The organism is Petrotoga sp. SL27, from assembly GCF_002924605.1.
Taxonomy (GTDB): Bacteria; Thermotogota; Thermotogae; order Petrotogales; family Petrotogaceae; genus Petrotoga; species Petrotoga sibirica.
On record NZ_JAIP01000023.1, the window covers coordinates 147,054 to 166,444 of the forward strand.

Here is a 19,391-nt window from a genome sequence, read left to right on the forward strand (position 1 = left end):
GAAAATATATTGTCAAACAAAGATCTTTTACCAATAGCTTTAGGAAAGGAAAAAGCAGATTTAGTATTCAAAAACGGAAAAATAATTGACGTTTTTAACGAAAAAGTTATAGAAGAGGATTTGGCCATTTCCAATGGTGTAATAATCGGCTATGGAAAGTATGAAGGCAAGGAAGAAGTTGACATAGAAGGCAAATTCATATCTCCGGGGTTTATAGACGCACACCTACATTTAGAAAGTGCAATGGTTACAATAGAAGAATTCGCTAAAACGGTTATCCCTTTAGGAACGTTGACTCTCGTTGCCGATCCACATGAGATAGCAAATGTAGCCGGGGAGATCGGTCTAAAATATTTCTTAAAAATTGGCAATAACCTACCTTGGAATTTTAATTTGATGGTTCCATCGTGTGTGCCTGTAACTACTTTCGATTATTCTGGTTCCGTACTAAACGCCGAAAAAATAAAAGATTTAATAGCAGAAGCAAGCTTTTTTGGTCTTGGTGAAGTTATGGATTATGAAGGGATTATAACAGGACAAGATTATATATGGGATAAGATTGAGCTGATGAAGAATTATTTTATCGATGGTCATGCACCAAAACTAGAAGGCAAATTTTTAAACGCGTATCTTTTAGCTGGAATCATGGCTGATCACGAAACTACATCCCCCGATGAGGCATTGGAAAAAGTTTCAAAGGGGATGTATATAATGGTTAGAGAAGGTTCCGTTACAAGGGATCTTCAAAGCTTGTTACCAGCAATTAACGACAAAAACAACTGTAACTTTTTATTTGCCACCGATGACAAACATCCTGAAGACCTTCTCTCAGAAGGCCATATAAATTTTATGATTAAAAAGGCTATAAAACTCGGGATGGAACCACTTAGAGCAATAAAACTTGCCACTTTAAATGCTGCTCGATCTCTGGGATTACATCGTTTGGGGGGTATTGCTCCAAGTTATAAGGCTGATCTTCTGATAATCGACAATTTAGATGATTTGAACGTTTTACAAGTTTACAAAGACGGAAAAAAAGTAGCAGAAAACGGAAAAGCATTATTCCAGGTTGATCCTAATAACTTTGAAAAGCCACCTTCAATTTTTCATTCTGTAAATATTGCCCCTATTAGAGAAGAGGATTTCAAAATTCCTAAAGCGAAAACTTACCGTGTTATTAACTTGATTCAGGACCAGATCATCACTGAAGAGGAGTTTTTCTCATTTCCAGATAGTTTTGAAGAAGAACGATTTATAAGGTATAATATAAATAAAATTGCCGTTGTGGAAAGACACAAAAGTACTGGAAAGATTGGTTTGGGTTTGATAAGGGGTTTTGGATTAGAGTTTGGTGCCATTGCGAGCTCCATAACTCATGATTCTCACAACATTATTGTAATAGGTACGAATTCAAGAGATATGAAGATGGCAATAGACAAGATAGCTGAAATTCAGGGTGGAATTGTAATTGCTAATAACCAAAATATCGTTGATTTTATCAACTTACCCATCGGCGGACTTGTTTCCACCGACCCAATTGGAAAAGTTTCTGAAAAGCTTAAAGTACTAAGAAAAATTGCTCATGACTTAGGGGTCAAAATAAACAGCCCTTTCATGACATTAGCGTTTATGGGTTTACCAGTGGTTCCCAAATTAAAGATAACTTGTGATGGCTTATACGATGTTGAAAATAATACTTTTGTACCATTGGTCGTAAATTGATTTTTTAAAAGGGGGTTAAACTTATGGCAAACACTCAGCAAGAAGGTTTTTTTGAAAGGACTTTCAAGTTAAAAGAGAACGGTACCAACGTTAAAACTGAGGTCTTAGCTGGTATCACAACGTTTATGACGATGGCTTATATCATCTTCGTAAACCCTTCAATACTCAGCGATGCAGGGATGCCTTTCAACGGTGTCTTCATAGCCACTATAGCAGGGGCAATTTTAGGTACCGTAATGATGGCCTTACTTACCAATTATCCATTTGCGTTGGCTTCAGGAATGGGCTTGAACGCCTTTTTCACCTATTCAATCGTTATAGGTATGGGGGTCTCTTGGCAAACCGCGTTAGGGATAGTATTTATAGAGGGAATCATTTTTATTGTGCTCAGCATCACACCCGTAAGACAGATGATCGTTAATTCGATTCCAATGAGTCTGAAAACAGGGATAAGTTCTGGAATTGGTTTGTTTATTGCTTTTATAGGTTTGCAAAACGCTGGTATAGTAGTAGCAGATCCTGCAACATTGGTAAGAATGGGAGACTTATTCGCTGGACCAGCTTTAATAGCGTTATTGGGTCTAATCATAACCGGTATTTTACACGCTTTAAGGGTAAAAGGAGCCCTATTGTTAGGAATTATAATTGCTACGATTTTAGGATTTTTCAACGGGGTCACACCAACACCCGAAGGTGTTGTAGCGTTCCCTAGAATGGCTGATTGGTCTCAAGTTTTGTTCCAACTCGATATTAAATCTGCATTTAATATCGGCATGATAGGTGTTTTAATTTCTTTCTTATTTGTAGATCTTTTTGATACCGCAGGTACGTTAGTAGGAGTTAGCCAACAAGCAGGCTATTTGAAAGAGGACGGTTCTTTACCAAAAGCAGATAGAGCTCTTTTAGCCGACGCTATTGCTACTACAGGTGGTGCCCTATTTGGAACCAGTACAGTTACAACCTACGTTGAATCTGCTTCAGGCGTCTCAGAAGGTGGCAGAACAGGGCTAACAGGTATAGTTGTGTCTATTTTATTCTTTCTTTCTTTGTTTTTTCAACCAATAATAGCTATAGTCCCAGGTGCTGCAACAGCGCCAGCTTTGATAATCGTCGGCGTAATGATGTTATCGAATATAAGAAGCATAAAATGGGAAGATTTTACTGAAGTTTTTCCAGCTTTCGTGGCAATGATAGTAATGCCTTTAACTTATTCCATATCTAACGGAATAGCTTTAGGCTTTATAACCTATCCTTTAGTCAAATTGTTCACTGGCAAAGGTAAAGAAGTTCACTCGTTAGTATACGTTTTGTGTGCTTTATTTATCATCTACTTTATTTGGCTTTAAATCATTTATGTAGGAAGTGAGTTTAACAATGATTTCGGCGGTGGTTTTAGCGGCTGGTGAATCCGTAAGAATGAGGACTCCAAAACAGATTTTGCCTTGGGGAGACAAATCTGTTTTAGAAACCGTTGTTACTAGACTTTTGAAATGTCAATATATAGATGATGAAATAATAGTCGTTTTAGGAGGCAACTTTGAGAAGATAAGTCCCGTTTTTGCAAAGTATGAAGACCACCGTTTGAAAATTGTAAAGAATAACGATTACAAAAAAGGTATGTTAACAAGCGTGTGGAGAGGTTTAAAATCATTATCCAAAGATTCTGAATTCATACTCTTCACACTTGGAGACATGCCTTTAATCAAAATTCAAACTTTCAACGAACTTACTAGCTATGCGATAAATAGCAAAACAATTATATTGGCACCTACTTATCAAGGAAAAAGAGGTCATCCATTGATTGTAAACAAAAGTCAGATACCAGATATTTATCAATTATCAGGACCTGGGGGATTGAGAACACTCTTAAGTGAACATCCTGAAAGGATAACTCTTCACAAGGTTGACGATGAAGGCATTATCATCGATATTGATACAATTGAAGACTACAATATGTATCTAAAAAAACAAAAGGGAGATGATCGTGAGTGAAGAAAAGTGCATCCTTTTTTATGTTCTTATTTCTTTTAACTTTTGCACACGTAATATTTGCCAATACCCTAACGGTTACTGATATGGCTGGAAGGGAGGTAACAATCCCTTCTAATATAGAACGTATCGTAACAACCTACAAGCCGGCTACTCAATTTGTATTTGCATTAAACGCCCAAGAAATGCTTGTAGGTGTGGATAATAAATCAACAAAAGAAAAATTATTTACTTTAATCTATACAGATGTCGAATCTTTAATAGAAGTAGGTTCAAAAAGAGAAGGAGTAAATATTGAAACTATTGCTTCCTTAAATCCTGATTTAGTAATATTATTTCCACATAACCAGGCTGAATTCACCGCTTTCAAATTAGAAACGCTGGGAATCTCCACCATTATTATCAATCCAGAAAGTTTAGAAGAAATAAGAGAAACAAATAGACTATTAGGTGAAATATTAGGATTAGAAGATAGAGCAAAAAATGTAGATAACCAGTTTGATGATATCTTAAAACTACTAGAAAAGGCTAAAAATTTGCCAGAAGATCAGAAAAAAGTTGTCTATTTTGCTAATTCTCAACTACTAGATACTGTGGGAAAAAATATGATGCAAACGGATATAATAAAGTGGGCTGGCGGAATAAATCCAGCAGCAAAAAGCGATGTAGGGTTCATAAAGATATCTCCAGAGCAGTTAATAGCTTGGAATCCTGATGTTATAGTTACATCACAAACATTTCAAGGTGACATCGAGGAATTGTATAAAGAAGTAAAATATCAAAACGTTAAGGCTTTTAAAAACAAACAAATATATCGCTTCCCCTCCATCCTTGAACCATGGGATTATCCTAACCCATCATCTTATTTGGGTATGTTATGGTTAGCAACAAAAATACATCCTGAACTTTTTTCGGATATCGATTTCGATAAAGTAGCTGATGAATTTTATTACACTTTGTACGGAGTTTCATACAGTGAATTGTTATCTAAAACTGGAAATTAAATAACTAAACTTATTTATACGGAGATATTAATATGCCCATTCAAAATAAAAATCAAACCCTAGGTCAACATCAAAAAAGAACCCTTCTCTATCTTTTATTAATTTTGCTATTGGTATTTACAATCTCACTTTTCGTTGGAAGATACAAAATTTCTTTCGTTGAAATCACCAACACGATAAAAAATTTACTCTTAGGCACTGAGGAACAAAGAAACAACGACTGGTTAGTTTTCTACCACATTCGGTTACCTAGAATGATACTGGTAATATTTGTGGGTTCCGTTTTATCTATAACTGGTGCAACATATCAAAGTGTTTTTAGGAATCCGTTGGCTTCTCCATCAATTCTTGGTGTATCAGCGGGTTCAGCATTTGGAGTAGCTTTAGCTATTTTGATCAGTGAAGAGTCTTTAATTGGTACATACTTATTATCTTTTGTTTTAGGGCTAGTTGCCGTTCTTTTTACTTTTTTCATTTCTGTTTGGAGTAAAGTGAAGGGGGTTACCGTCCTTGTTTTGGCAGGAATGGCGGTAACCTCTTTCTTCAACGCCTGTGTCTCTTTAGTACAATACTTAGCAGACCCTTACGAAAAATTACCTAATATTGTTTTTTGGCTAATGGGGAGTTTCAACAGGGCAGGTTGGAGAGAAGTATATATTTCATTATTTACAATGCTTCCAGGGATAATAATTCTTCTTATTTTACGATGGTATTTGAACGTTATGTCTATGGGAGAAGAAGAAGCATTATCCATGGGAATAAATGTACGAAGAATGAGGATTTTATTGATCATTGTGAGTACCGTTATGGTTGCTCCTACAGTGGCTGTTGCTGGTCAAGTAAGCTGGATTGGATTGATTACTCCGCATATTGCGAGGTATATAATAGGTGCAAACCACAGGTACATGCTTCCTGCAACATGCCTCTTAGGGTCTGTTCTTTTGCTTATAATGGACGACATCGCAAGGACAATCACACCAGCAGAGATTCCCATCAGTATTGTTACCGCGTTTATAGGTGCACCGTTTTTCGTTTATCTTTTATTGAGGAGAAGAGAAAGTGGGTGGAATCAATGATATCTATTAAAAATATATCTTTTTCATATGACACGGTGGGGGATACCATTAAAGATATAAGTTTTGCCTTGAACAAAGGGGAATTGGTTGCCTTGTTAGGGCCCAATGGTTCAGGTAAAACAACTATACTAAAATGCCTAAACGGTATTTTAAAACCAAAAACAGGTGAAATATTCGTAGAAAATTATAATATTAAAGATCTAAGTTATAAAGAAATTGCAAAACTTATAAGTGTAGTTCCTCAGGAACGCTCTGCCGTTTTTTCATACCTAGTGATAGACATTGTAGCAATGGGAATAACTCCCTATCTTCCCTTTGGAAGGATGCCTACAAAAAAAGATTATAAAGAGGCATATACAAAGTTAGAATTTTTTAATATTCAACACCTTGCTGAAAAGAATTATAACCAATTGAGCGGTGGAGAGAAACAGTTGGTGCTAATTGCAAGAGCTTTGATGCAAAATACAGATTACCTGATCATGGATGAACCTACGTCTCATTTGGATTTTAAGAATCAACATCTATTAATGAAAGAATTAAAAAAATTGAGTGAAAACGGAAAAGGAGTTATTACAGCTCTTCACGATCCTAATTTGGCTTTAAGATTCTGTGATAGAATAATAATGGTAAAACAAGGTGAAGTAATTTTTATCGGTGAAAAAACCGAAGTAATGAACTCACAAAATTTACAAATCCTCTACGACGTACCGGTTTCGATGAACAAAGTGGAAGACGTAAGCATAATATACATAAACTAATAAAATTTTTAAAAGTTTATATCCTTAGAAGGTGAAATTATGGAAGAAACGAAAATAAAGGAAAAAGCACAATTTAAAGTAAGCAAGGGATTTCCAGTCTTAGGTACGTCTATAGATAGAGGAGGAGTTAATTTTGGTGTTTTCACGAGAAACGGAACATCAGTTACTTTAGAGATATATGAAAATTACTATGATGAAGAACCAACTTTTAAATATGTTCTCGATAAAAAAGAAAATAGAACAGGCAATATTTGGCACGTTTTTGTTGAACAAGCAAGAGCAGGTATGTCCTATGGTTGGCGTATTGATGGACCTTACAATCCAGAGGAAGGGTTTAGATTCAACAAAAACAAATTACTCTTAGATCCGTATGCTAAAGTAATTGGAGGAAGTTTAGATTTTTCGGAAGAATCCATTTTTGGTTATAACAAAAATGATCCTAAAAAAGACCTAAGTTTTTCTACTTTGGATTCTGCAAGATCTCAAGTCAAATCTATCATTTGGGACAGTCGTGAATATAATTGGAAGAATGATAAGCATCCACGTTATACACTAAACGATATGATTATTTATGAACTGCATGTCAGACTTTTCACGATAAATCCAAATTCTAATGTTGAACATCGAGGAACTTATAAGGGAATCGTAGAAAAAATAAATCATTTAAAAGATTTAGGTGTAAACGCCCTTGAACTGATGCCCATCTTTGCTTTTCCTTTGAACGATAATCTTAACGTTAATCCAATAACTGGTGAAAAATTAAAAAATGTATGGGGTTATAATCCGGTAAACTTTTTTGCTGTAACGAGTAATTACAGATATGGTGTAAAAATTGGTGAAGAAATAATTCAATTTCAAGATTTAGTTTTTGAATTACACAAAAATGGAATAGAAGTGATCTTGGACGTAGTTTTTAATCACACAGCAGAAGGAAATGAATTAGGGCCGACTCTCAACTTTAGAGGATTAGAAAATTCGGTTTATTATCTATTGAAGAAAGATAACCCAAGATATTATGAAAATTTTTCAGGGACTGGAAACACTATTAATTCTAGTCATTATGTGGTAAAACAAATGATTTTGGATAGTTTGAGGTATTGGGTTTCCGAGATGCATGTAGATGGTTTTAGATTTGATCTAGCTTCTATTTTAGGAAGAGATTCAAAAGGAAATTGGATTGGCGATCTGTCTTTGTTAAAAGACATTGCTGATGATCCCATCTTGGCAGGTACTAAACTCATAGCAGAAGGTTGGGATGCTGCTGGAGGATACTACGTTGGTGATTTTCCCACTGGATGGGCTGAATGGAATGGAAAATTCAGAGACACAGTAAGAAGATTTGTGAGAGGTGATAATGGTTTAGTTTCAGATTTAGCAACAAGGATAGCTGGAAGCCCAGATCTATTTGAAAAAAGAGGTAGAAAACCCTACCATAGTGTCAATTTTATTACTTCACACGATGGATTTACCATGTGGGATTTAGTCTCCTACAACAACAAGCACAATGAAGCTAATGGGGAAAATAACCTTGACGGAACCAACGCTAATTACAGTTTCAATTATGGAGTTGAAGGAGAGACTACCGACGAAAATATAATAAAACTCAGAAAACAACAAATTAAAAATTTTATCACAATATTGATGGTATCACAAGGGTTACCAATGATTTTAATGGGTGATGAGTTTTGTAGAACTCAATTTGGTAACAACAACGCTTACTGTCAAGATAACCCCACTTCATGGGTTGACTGGAACAGAAAAATAAAATTTAATGACATATTTAATTTCACAAAAAATATGATTAACTTTAGAAAAACCCATTGCGCACTTAGAAGAGACAGATTTTTCACTGGAAGGGATTTAAGTGGTGATGGAATAGCAGACATAACTTGGCATGGAGTCAAACCATTCAAACCTGATTTTGGATATTATTCTCATAGTCTTGCGTTCATGATAAGTGGCGATGACTATATTCAAGGCTGCAAAGAAAAAGACAGCGATATATACGTAGCTTTAAATGCTTTCATAAAGGATTTACAATTTGAAATTCCAAAATTACCAAACGGGAAAAAATGGTATAGGGTAGTAGATACATCTGAAGAATCTCCCAACGATTTCCTCTTAGAACCTTCTATAGTCAAAGCCAATCACTACATTGTACATTCAAGAAGCTCTATAGTTTTAATTTCAAAATAGCAAAAGGAGGAGTTTCATAATGCTTACTGATATTGAAATTGCTAGATCTGCAAAGCTAAAAAAAATCGATTTAATCGCCAACGAACTGGATATTCCAGAGGAGTACTACAATTTATACGGAAAATATATCGCCAAAGTTTCCCACAAATATTTGAATGAACTTAATTTCAAAAATGATGGTAATTTAGTAATGGTTACCGCTATTACTCCAACTCCTGCCGGTGAAGGAAAAACTACAACAAGCATCTCTCTATCCATGGCTTTAAACAAAATTCACAAAAGATCGATAGTAACGCTAAGAGAACCTTCTTTGGGCCCAGTAATGGGTATAAAAGGAGGCGCGGCAGGAGGTGGGTACTCTCAAGTCCTCCCCATGGAAGACATAAACTTACATTTCACAGGGGACATTCACGCCGTTTCCTCAGCCCATAACCTGGTGTCCGCAATTTTAGATGATTACATAAAGTATAACAAATGTGACATAGATTCAACCGAAGTCTCTTGGCCTCGAACTATGGACATGAACGATAGGGCATTGAGAGAAATAATAGTTGCCTTGGGTGGAAAGAAGAATGGTTATCCAAGACAAGACGGTTTTATTATCACCGCTGCTTCAGAAATAATGGCAATATTGTGTTTGATAGAAAATCTAGAAGACTTAAAGAAAAAATTATCAAATATTGTAGTCGCAAAAAACTCAAAGGGAGAACCAGTAACTGTAAAAGATTTAGAAATCACTGGGACCCTTTCTGTACTGTTAAAAGACGCAATTAATCCTAATTTAGTTCAAACAATAGAAAACACACCTGCCTTCGTTCATGGTGGACCCTTTGCAAATATCGCTCATGGAACCAATTCTATTTTAGCAACCAAACTTGCTTTGAAACTTTCTGATTACGTTGTAACCGAAACAGGTTTTGGTTCTGATTTAGGAGGAGAAAAATTCTATGATTTTGTTTCACCGACTTTTGGACTAAAACCATCGGCAACAGTTTTGGTAGCTACAATAAGGGCTCTAAAATACCACGGTGGGCAAAATCTAAAAGATTTGAATACTCCAAACCTTGAAAGTTTAGAAAAAGGATTGCCTAACTTGCAGGTTCATGTTGAAAATCTTAAAAAATATAATATCCCTGTGGTTGTTTCTTTAAATAAATTTTACTCAGATACGGATGACGAGATCAATATGGTAAAAGACTACTGCAATAAATTAGGTGTAGAAGTTAGTGTCAACGAAGGATTTGAAAAAGGTTCGGAAGGTGCCATAGATTTAGCTGAAAAAGTGGTAAAAGTTAGTGAACCTAGATCCAAATTAAAAAGTATTTACGACTTTGAAGATCCTTTAGAAGTTAAAATAGATAAGTTAGCAAAAAATATTTATCGTGCCGCCGAGGTTAAATACTCTTCCCAGGCATTATCATCTATGAATTTTTTAAAAAAATACGGATACGAGAATCTCCCTGTAATTGTTGCAAAAACACAGTATTCCATATCAGATGACCCCAAAAAGCTTGGATTCCCAAAAGATTATACTTTTACAATAAGAGATTTTGAACTTTCAGCAGGTGCTGGTTTCATTGTTGCATTGGCAGGAGATATATTGAGAATGCCTGGTCTTTCAAAGGTTCCCAATGCAGTCAACATGGACATTGACAAAGAAGGAAACATCTCCGGGTTATCGTGAACATTCAAACAGAAAGAGACGTATTTGCTTTATTGAAAACAAAGAGATCTAGCAATCGCTTTTAGGAGGTATCACATTATGTTAATTGAAGTAAAAAATATTATTGATAAAATAAAAACAGAAATATCGTCATTTAAAGAAAAACTTTCCTATGAACCCAAACTAGTAAGTTTGGTTGTTGAACCTGATGAATCTACTAAATCCTATCTCAATTCGCAAAAAAGAAATGCAAAAAAATATGGAATCAACTTAGAAATTGTTGAAAGTAATGATTTGATTAATGATCTAAGGATATATAACGAAGACGACGCTACAGATGCCATTTTTGTGGCAAGACCTTTAAAGAAAGGATACACTGAATTAGATATAGCAAAACACATCGATCCTGAAAAAGATGTCGAAGGGGTAAGTTTACATAACATTGGTTCTATGTTTTACGAAAAAGAATTATTTGTACCTTGCACAGCAGAAGCGGTTGTGAAAATAATAGAAGATACAACCGACGTTAGAGGAAAGAATATCGTCATTCTTGGAAGAAGTACTACGGTAGGAAAACCAGTTGCATTAATGCTTCAAAGGCACGGAAGGGATGCCACAGTCACCATCACACATACAAAAACTAAGAACTTAAAAGAGATAACCACAAAAGCAGATATTTTGGTTGTTGCAATAGGAAAGGCTAATTTCGTTGATAGAAGTTTTGTAAAAGAAGGAATGATCGTTATCGATGTAGGGATTAACGTAGTAGATGGTAAGATAGTTGGTGATGTTGATAAAGACGTCTCAGAAATTTGCCAATTAACGCCTGTGCCCGGTGGAGTGGGAAGTGTCACAACAGCTATCCTAATGAGAAATGTTTTTAGAGCAGCTATCAATAAAAAAGGAGATCTATAATCTTGAAGTATGATTTTGATGAAATAGTTGATAGAAGGAATACAGAATCCGCAAAATGGAAAGCCGTTAAAAAACTTTATGGTAGAGACGATGTTATTCCAATGTGGGTTGCCGACATGGATTTTAAATCTCCACCTGAAGTAATTGAAGCATTAAAAAAGCGAGTAGAGCATGGGATATTTGGATATCCAATGTTAGACGATGATTACTTTGATCCTTTTATAAATTGGATTAGGGACAGGCATGGCATTGAGATAAAAAAAGAATGGATAGTAACAACTTACGGTGTGGTTGACGCTTTAAAAATGGCCATTCTTGCTTACTCAAAGCCAGGAGACAACGTTGTAATTCAATCACCTGTTTATTATCCTTTTTATAACATCGTCAATTCCAACGGACGGATGATATTAAAAAATTCTCTAAAATTTGAAAACGCTAATTATAGCATGGACTTTGATGATTTAGAAAAAAAATTATCCCTCAAAAGAACTAAGTTATTCATCTTATGTAACCCACACAACCCTGTTGGAAGGATTTGGAAAAGGGAAGAATTAGAAAAGTTAGTCCGATTATGTAATAAACATAACGTCCTCTTGTTATCGGACGAAATACATTCAGATCTGGTATTTTCTCCTAACAAGCACATTCCAATATCTTCGATCTCACAAGATATAAAAGAGAGTTCTTTAACTTTTTATGCTCCAAGTAAAACCTTTAATTTGGCTGGTTTAAAAGCGTCATTTGTTGTTATTCCAAATGAACAATTACGAACAGAATACAAAAACATGATCGAGAGTCTTACAAGCGATAAATTAAATATCTTTGGAATGGTTGCAGCCAAGGTTGCTTACGAAAGAGGTAAAGACTGGCTTGATGATTTACTAAATTACTTGAGAGACAATATCGATCACCTATACGATTTTTTCAATGAAAAACTACCTAAAATAAAATTACAAAAACCCGAGGGAACATATTTGATGTGGTTAGATTTTAGGGAATATGGAGATGAACAAAAAGTCAAAGATATACTCGTAAACAAAGCAAAAGTTGGTTTAGAAGAAGGTAGCATCTTTGGAGAAGAAGGTAAAGGCTTTTTTAGAATGAATATTGGATGCCCTATGTCTATTTTAAAAGAGGCATGCAACAATATTTATAATGCTTTTAAAGATTTATAAAAGTACAAATAGTATGGTGGGGAGCCCGGCGAAGGGGCGTTTTGTATAAAGTTTTAATGTTTCCAAAATCAGTAAAAAACACAAAACTAAGGAGGCAATTAACTTTGAGAGATTACAAAAAAATCTACTACGAGTGGTTAAATAGTCCATATATTGATGAAAGAGCAAAAGAAGAATTAAAAAGTATCGAAAACAATCTAGAAGAGATAGAAGAAAGGTTCTACAAAGATCTCGAATTTGGAACAGCTGGATTGAGAGGAAAGTTAGGTATAGGTACTAATATGATGAATATATACACTGTAGGCAGAGCATCTCAAGCCCTTGCTGATTATATTACTGATTTCGGTGAAGAAAGGATGAAGATGGGCGTTGTAATAGCCTACGATGTACGGCACTTTTCTAAAGAGTTTGCAAAAGAATCAGCATTAATCCTTGCAGCTAACGGCGTTAAAGCTTATTTATTTGATGATATTCGGCCCACACCCGTTTTATCCTTTGCTGTAAGATATTTGAAAACTACTGCTGGAATAGTCGTTACCGCTAGTCACAATCCTAAAGATTATAATGGTTACAAAGTTTATTGGGATCAAGGGTCTCAAATATTAGATGATGTTGCCAATGGAATAGTAGAAAAGATTGAAAAGATAGGATACGATTTCAGTAAAATAAAAAAAATAAGTGAAAAAGAGGCAATAAGTCAAAATTTACTTCAATATATTTCAAAAGAAGTCGATGAGGAATACATTCAAAGAGTTGAAAGTTTGGCTTTAAGAGATGAAGATGTAGATAAAAATATAACAATAGTTTACACACCTTTGAATGGGACATCAAACATTTTTGTCAGAAGGGTACTTAAAGATAGAGGTTTTAAAAATGTATTCATAGTTAAAGAACAAGAACTACCTGATCCAGATTTCAAAAGCGTTGCCAACCCAAATCCAGAATACGAAGTAGCTTTTGAAGAGGCAAAAAAATTAGGTTATGAAAAAAATGCCCATTTACTTTTGGCAAATGATCCCGATGGAGATAGAACCGCTTTAGAAATTTTAGATGACAACAATTACAAAATGTTAAACGGTAACCAAGTTGGAGCTCTTTTGGTTAATTATATACTGGAAAGTAAAAGTGAAAAAGGATGTTTAGAAGATAACTCTGTTATCATAAAATCAATAGTTACAGGAGATCTTACAAAAAGAATTGCAAAAAAATATAACGTTGATGTTATTGAAACACTCACGGGATTTAAAAATATTTGTGGGAAAGAAAACGAATTAGAAAAAGAAGGAAAGAAAAACTTCCTCTTTGGCTTTGAAGAAAGTATTGGCTATATAACAGGTACCTTTGTGAGGGATAAAGATGGTATTATTGCCTCAATGCTTATATCAGAGATGGCTGGATACTACTCTAAAAAAAATAAGAATTTAATTGACGTACTAGAAGATATTTATCAGGAATTTGGTTACGAGTTGGAAAACAATTATTCTCTTGTGCTTGAAGGAGTTGAGGGCCAGGAAAGAATCAAGCGAATAATGGAAAAGTTTAGAAACAACTTCCCCAAAGAAATGGGGGATCTCAAACTTGAACAATACGCTGATTATTTGAAAAGAAAGCTATACAATTTAACAACAGGAGAAATTAACAATATAACAGATATACCTTCTTCTGACGTTTTAAGATTCTGGTTTAACGATGGTTCATGGTATGCAATTAGGCCTTCTGGAACGGAACCAAAACTTAAAATATACATATATTCAAATGATAAAGAAAAAGAAAAGGCCCAAGCAAAACTCGATCAGATTAAAAATACCGTTGATAGTATCATAGAAAATGTAGTTTAAAGTTTCACACCTTATTGGGGGAAAAAACTATGATGGATATCAATAGTACATTTGATTCCACAAAAGATAAAGGGAAAATTGAAGGGTATATCTCAGAATTTTTATCATATCTGAAATTCGTCAAGCGAAGGGCAGACTCAACCATATATGAATACAAGAAAATATTGAATGGATATAAAAAGTTCGTTCAAATATACGGACTGAATCGAGGATGCTTTCTTAAATATCTTGAAGAGATCTCAAATTTATCTCAAAGAACGATAAAACTTAGGATAGTTGTTTTAAAATCCTTTTTGAACTATCTATACGAAAATGGAGAAATATCTGGAAAAAAATATTGGAAAGATGCAAACGCAAAGATTCCAAGTGACGTTCCCAAAGGTTTGACAGAAAATCAAATAAAAGTTTTTTTCTCCGTTATTGAAGATAAATTCGACAAAACTTTCTACTCATTGTTGTTAAAAACGGGTTTAAGAATTTCAGAAGCCTTATCGTTAGAAAAGGAGCAGATTATTTTTTATAACGATCATGCTGAACTTGTTATAAATGGAAAAGGGAACAGAGTAAGATATCTTAAAATATCCAAACAATACGCAGAACAGTTAATAACCTTTGCAGAAAAAAACACCTCGAAGGGGGGTCAAGGTAAGAAGTATATCTTTTCAAATGGCAACGATATCCCCATATCTTCTAGAACTATGGAAAGAAGATTTCAAGATTACGTTATAAAAGCCAACAAAAAGATCGATCAATTGAGGATAAACGGTTATAACAATATAAATTATATTAATGCAACACCTCATGCTCTAAGGCACACATGCGCAAAAAGGCTTTTGAATTCTGGAAAAAATTTGGAGGAAGTGCGATATATACTTGGACATACAACCATTTCAACTACCGGAATATACGTTAGATCTGATAGCCATAGTTCAGTTCTGGATCAAATATAATATTGAAAATTCAAAGTTATTTTCCAAAAAAAGTTCCCCGTTAAGTTGGGGAACTTTTTGATAAAATTTTATAAAAAAATATTTTTTTGTTTATTATATATTGAGCTTTACATTGTATAGTAGCTTTGCAAGAGTATAAGGTATTTGTTATTAAATAACTATTTTATAGAATAAAAGAGATATGTTTAATATAAAAATGTTATATAACGTAAAGTAATATTTATAATACATATCGAACTTGGAGAAAAGAAATATAACTAAACATATCAATAGTAAACTAATGATTTAGATTTTTCCAGTGACAAATAAAAAAAGTAGATAATTTATTGAAAGTTAACAAAGACATTCTTGTCGGAAAACCTAAGTTTTCCGACAAGAATGAATTAAACAATCAAATAATACAAATTTTAACCTATGGAATTCTTTATTTATAATAATTACAGTACACCTCTTTGTAAGAAGCCCTGAGAGCCTTTGAATTTTGAAATAAATATAAAAACTAATTTATAAAATTTAACTCTCAAAATTAAGCGTTTTACGAAGACACTTTTCTTTGGAAAGTATTAGATAAAAAATTTTGCCTTCATTAAAGAAGAAAATTTAATTTTTCCTTCTTAATCAGGAAGTCATCTTATATACATTGTATATTTGTATCATTTTGTATATATTCACAAAGCTACACTAACTAACATACTGGTTCTTTCCACTGATTGTTGAACCCTACCCATTATCCTCAAGAAAAAGAACTTTCTGTCTCAACATCTCAAATTTGTTTCTTCCATACATTATCCTTTTGATAACTTTTACTTCATTCACAGAACCTTCTGCTAGTCAATTGTTGTATTCATATATGATAGCATTTCTAACCGCTTAACTATTTCTTCCATTCCCTTCATCCTCTTTTAAGTGATTTTCATCAATTATATTACCAGAGGCTAATCAAGTCAATCGTTGATGAAAAGAACCACTTTTCGTTTAGTAAGTGCAAACAAAAGCTTGTTTAGATTAGAAAACAATATCAAATATATTTTTTATGGTAATTTTTTTATAGGAAATTATTTCTTCTGCGTAATCAGTATTTATTAATGATCCACAATATTTATCTTTAGCAAGAACTTTTTGAAAAATTCGAGTGTTGGAATATGTCTTAACGCGAGAATTATCTTGAATAAGTTGACTTCTATATTTAGACAAAATATTCAATTTCTCTTCAATTACTGAAGATATATCTATAAACATTGATCCCTTTCCATTATACAAGTTTTGAGAATAAAAAAAGACATGTTTACACGTATGCTGTTCGCCCAGCTCAGGATATATGTTTAATCCAGCCTTATATATCGCATTTTTTACTAACAAATAAGACTCCAAATGGTCAGGATGTTCATCAGTATAATGAGAAGTTAAAATAACGCCCGGAGTATACTCTCGTATAATCCGAATAATTCTCTTTTGTTGATCAATAACGGTATGTTGAATATTAGCATCTTCAAAAAATAGACATTTTGTACTAATATTTTTATACCTATTTTCCACAAATTTAGATTCTTTAAGTCTTTCAATTTTATCGCCGTTACTTGAATGCTCCCCAGCACTCAAATTGATGATTTTAATTTTATATTCATTAGCATGAAGTAAAATAAAACCACCGATGGAAATTTCTGCATCGTCTGGATGGGGAGAAAAGATAAGAATGTTTATCAAAAATATGTCACCTCCTTTCCTCTGCTTGAATAAATTTTTATTTTCTCCTTTTGCTCTTTTTCATTTTTTCTCGCTCTTCTATTTCTTTATTTCTTTTCTTATTGATGTTGAAGTCTATCTTACTTTTCATAAAATTCTCTTCTCGTTTTAACTTAATGAAATTTTTATATCTATCCTCACTTATTATTCCGTCTTTTACCCCTTTTAATACAGCACATCCTTTTTCAACTGTGTGGGTGCAATTCCTAAATTTGCAATGTAAACTCAATTCTTCGATGTCTGAAAAAGCGCTGTTTGAATTGTAACTACTCCATAAAGAAACCGAACTTAAGCCAGGGGTATCTATTATACATCCTAATCCTTCTCCGAGATAAATAAGTTTTCTGAAGGTTGTAGTATGTTTGCCTCTTTGAGTTTTTTTACTAATTTCTCTTGTTTTGAATATCTCTTTACCAGCAATGTGATTGATTAAGGTTGATTTACCAACACCGGATGAACCTATAATTACGGAAGTAGTTCCTTCAAGTAAGTAAGGAAGAAGTAATTTTATGCTAGAATCTTCGTAGATACTTGTTGCTATCACTTCAAGATTAGGATAAAGTTCCTTTATTTTTTTAATATTCTTTTCAACATTTTCTGCAAGGTCTTTCTTCGTAAGCACAAGAAGGCTCTTAGAATTTGGCCAAGAGAAAGCATATAGATATTTTTCCAATAATCGTAAGCTAAAATTCTCATCAGTTGACATACAAAAAATTATATAATCCACGTTACAGGCAATAATTTGTTCTGAAAATTGTTTACCCCTCATTTTCCTGGAGATCCTATTTTTTCTTCGAAAAAGGTGATCAATTAAAACTTCTTTTTCATTACCTGTATATTGAATAGAAACCCAATCTCCCACATATGGGAATTCTTTTGCATCTTCAATTTCATAGCTGTATCTCCCTTTAAGTTTCCCAATCAATTCACCCTTTGGTGTCATAACAAGATAATTTTCTTTACTGACAAAGGTGATTCTACCAATATTATCATTAATTGGACTATCTCTAAAAAAATTAAAATAACCATATTTCTTCATTATTTCTTCAACCATTAAAAATCCTCCTTATTACAAATTCATTCTTTTGGTTTTGCTATGTCTTTTAAAATAGAGGCTGATAAAAAGTACATTAAGAAAAATCCTCCTGCTGATAATATTAATGTCCAGTAAATAGGATAAAAATCATTCATAATTCCATATATCATCTGTCCAAGAGGAATAGAGATAGTAGCAAGAAGATTGACTATGGAGATAACCCTTCCTAAAAATTTAATTGAGACTAATGTTTTAAACATAACTGATGATGCGATATTCATAATTTCTATTATGGCAACAATTATACCGCTAGCTATGCATAAGATAATTATTGTTGAAAGTTGACCGAGAATTTGAAAGTAATTGAAAATGACAATGGTGGCTAAGACTGTAAAACCAATAGTAATTCCGAAGATTAAGGGAGGTAATAAATTAGCGGCGTCTTCTTTTTTTAGTAATTTCATGGCTATAAATGGAGCTATTAAAACCATCACCGATAAAATAGCCTCGTAACCACCAAATACTATATCAGAGACATTCAATTTATTTCTTAAAAAAAACACTAAGCTTATGTTGAAAGCGGAGGTGAGGAAAAAGTTTGTCAGTGGAGCGAGGATTACTAATTTTCTTAAGAATGGTTCTTTTTTTACAAGGTTAACCCCATCTAAAAAATCTTTCCAAATTGTATTTTTAACGTTTTCTTCACCATCTTTAATATCCTGAGTATGCATAAAAAGAAGAAGCACAGATCCGAGGAATGATATAACGCCTGCCATTATTAGTCCTACACCTACTCCAATGGTGGCATAGAACGTTGCTGCTAAAAGAGGACCAATAATCCCCACTATCCCTTCATCAATATCTGCAAAAGAGGTTGCCACACCTATTTCTTCTTTTTTTACTATAAGGGGTATTATTCCAACGGATGAGCTGCTATAAAATGTTTCAAATGTTTCCAATAATATGACTAATACATAGATTATCCAAATAGTTAAAATAATTCCTGATTCATGAAGTATTCCAAATAAAGCTATTGTGACTCCTGAACAAAGCCCTAAAAAAAACATCCAGTTTCTTCTGTCGAAACGATCCCCAAAAACTCCTGCAATGGGGGAAAATAACAATCTTGGAAAGATAGTTATGGATAGCATAGTTGCAAAAAGAGTAGCAGAACCTGTTGTATCCAAAACATACAATGAAAGCATAAATTGAACAATGTTGCTTGCTGCCATAGTAAAAGCACTGCTAAACCAATAGAACATATAATTTCTGTTGTGAAATAATTCTTTCAACTTTTAGACCTCCTAAAAAGTACGTGTATAAGCA

Annotated in this window: 15 protein-coding genes and 1 pseudogene; 12 read left to right on the top strand and 4 right to left on the bottom strand. The window is 33.7% G+C overall.

All coding sequences use genetic code 11. The annotated features are described in order from the left end of the window. Positions 1–9: 9 nt before the first annotated feature. The 12 genes from ade (at position 10) to AD60_RS08715 (ending at position 15,286) form a co-directional block, all read left to right on the top strand. Entirely contained in the window at positions 10–1,722 is a 1,713-nt protein-coding gene (gene ade, locus AD60_RS08660) for an adenine deaminase (RefSeq protein WP_103877348.1), read from the top strand. Between the two features lie 23 nt (positions 1,723–1,745). Further along, positions 1,746–3,068: an NCS2 family permease gene (locus AD60_RS08665; protein ID WP_103877349.1), complete on the top strand. Its 1,323-nt coding sequence runs from the start codon at positions 1,746–1,748 to the stop codon at positions 3,066–3,068. A 28-nt stretch (positions 3,069–3,096) separates the two neighbouring features. Then, positions 3,097–3,714: an NTP transferase domain-containing protein gene (locus AD60_RS08670; protein ID WP_103877350.1), complete on the top strand. Its 618-nt coding sequence runs from the start codon at positions 3,097–3,099 to the stop codon at positions 3,712–3,714. Beyond that, positions 3,711–4,715: an ABC transporter substrate-binding protein gene (locus AD60_RS08675; RefSeq protein ID WP_103877351.1), complete on the top strand. Its 1,005-nt coding sequence runs from the start codon at positions 3,711–3,713 to the stop codon at positions 4,713–4,715. Before AD60_RS08670 ends, AD60_RS08675 begins: the two co-directional genes overlap by 4 nt. 32 nt (positions 4,716–4,747) lie before the next feature. Further along, positions 4,748–5,791, top strand: a complete 1,044-nt coding sequence (locus AD60_RS08680; protein ID WP_103877352.1) for an iron ABC transporter permease — start codon at positions 4,748–4,750, stop codon at positions 5,789–5,791. Then, positions 5,788–6,549 carry an ABC transporter ATP-binding protein gene (locus AD60_RS08685; RefSeq protein ID WP_103877353.1) on the top strand — a complete coding sequence of 254 codons (762 nt, stop codon included), beginning with the start codon at positions 5,788–5,790 and terminating at the stop codon, positions 6,547–6,549. Before AD60_RS08680 ends, AD60_RS08685 begins: the two co-directional genes overlap by 4 nt. Positions 6,550–6,588: 39 nt before the next feature. After that, a complete protein-coding gene (gene glgX, locus AD60_RS08690; protein WP_103877354.1) occupies positions 6,589–8,745 on the top strand; it encodes a glycogen debranching protein GlgX in 2,157 nt (718 codons plus the stop codon). Between the two features lie 19 nt (positions 8,746–8,764). Beyond that, positions 8,765–10,429 carry a formate--tetrahydrofolate ligase gene (locus AD60_RS08695; protein ID WP_103877355.1) on the top strand — a complete coding sequence of 555 codons (1,665 nt, stop codon included), beginning with the start codon at positions 8,765–8,767 and terminating at the stop codon, positions 10,427–10,429. 78 nt (positions 10,430–10,507) lie between these two features. Then, positions 10,508–11,323, top strand: coding sequence for a bifunctional 5,10-methylenetetrahydrofolate dehydrogenase/5,10-methenyltetrahydrofolate cyclohydrolase (locus tag AD60_RS08700; protein ID WP_103877356.1), 816 nt, complete (start codon positions 10,508–10,510; stop codon positions 11,321–11,323). A gap of 2 nt (positions 11,324–11,325) precedes the next feature. After that, a complete protein-coding gene (locus AD60_RS08705; protein ID WP_103877357.1) occupies positions 11,326–12,498 on the top strand; it encodes a MalY/PatB family protein in 1,173 nt (390 codons plus the stop codon). Between the two features lie 56 nt (positions 12,499–12,554). Next, positions 12,555–14,336, top strand: a complete 1,782-nt coding sequence (locus AD60_RS08710) for a phospho-sugar mutase (RefSeq protein WP_166667752.1) — start codon at positions 12,555–12,557, stop codon at positions 14,334–14,336. Positions 14,337–14,365: 29 nt separating this feature from the next. Continuing rightward, the gene (locus AD60_RS08715) at positions 14,366–15,286 is read left to right on the top strand and encodes a tyrosine-type recombinase/integrase (RefSeq protein ID WP_103877359.1); all 921 of its coding nucleotides are present in this window, start codon (positions 14,366–14,368) and stop codon (positions 15,284–15,286) included. A gap of 720 nt (positions 15,287–16,006) precedes the next feature. Here the strand turns inward: AD60_RS08715 and AD60_RS10755 are convergent. From AD60_RS10755 to AD60_RS08730, 4 genes and pseudogenes are all read right to left on the bottom strand, one after another. Then, positions 16,007–16,156, bottom strand: a pseudogene (locus tag AD60_RS10755) (transposase); the annotation flags it as partial. A 135-nt stretch (positions 16,157–16,291) separates the two neighbouring features. Further along, entirely contained in the window at positions 16,292–16,990 is a 699-nt protein-coding gene (locus tag AD60_RS08720) for a PIG-L deacetylase family protein (RefSeq protein ID WP_158248415.1), read from the bottom strand. A gap of 37 nt (positions 16,991–17,027) precedes the next feature. After that, entirely contained in the window at positions 17,028–18,083 is a 1,056-nt protein-coding gene (gene rsgA, locus AD60_RS08725) for a ribosome small subunit-dependent GTPase A (RefSeq protein ID WP_103877361.1), read from the bottom strand. 23 nt (positions 18,084–18,106) lie between these two features. Further along, positions 18,107–19,357 (bottom strand): MFS transporter, encoded by a 1,251-nt coding sequence (locus tag AD60_RS08730; RefSeq protein ID WP_103067432.1) that lies wholly within the window; start codon positions 19,355–19,357, stop codon positions 18,107–18,109. Between the last annotated feature and the right edge of the window lie 34 nt (positions 19,358–19,391).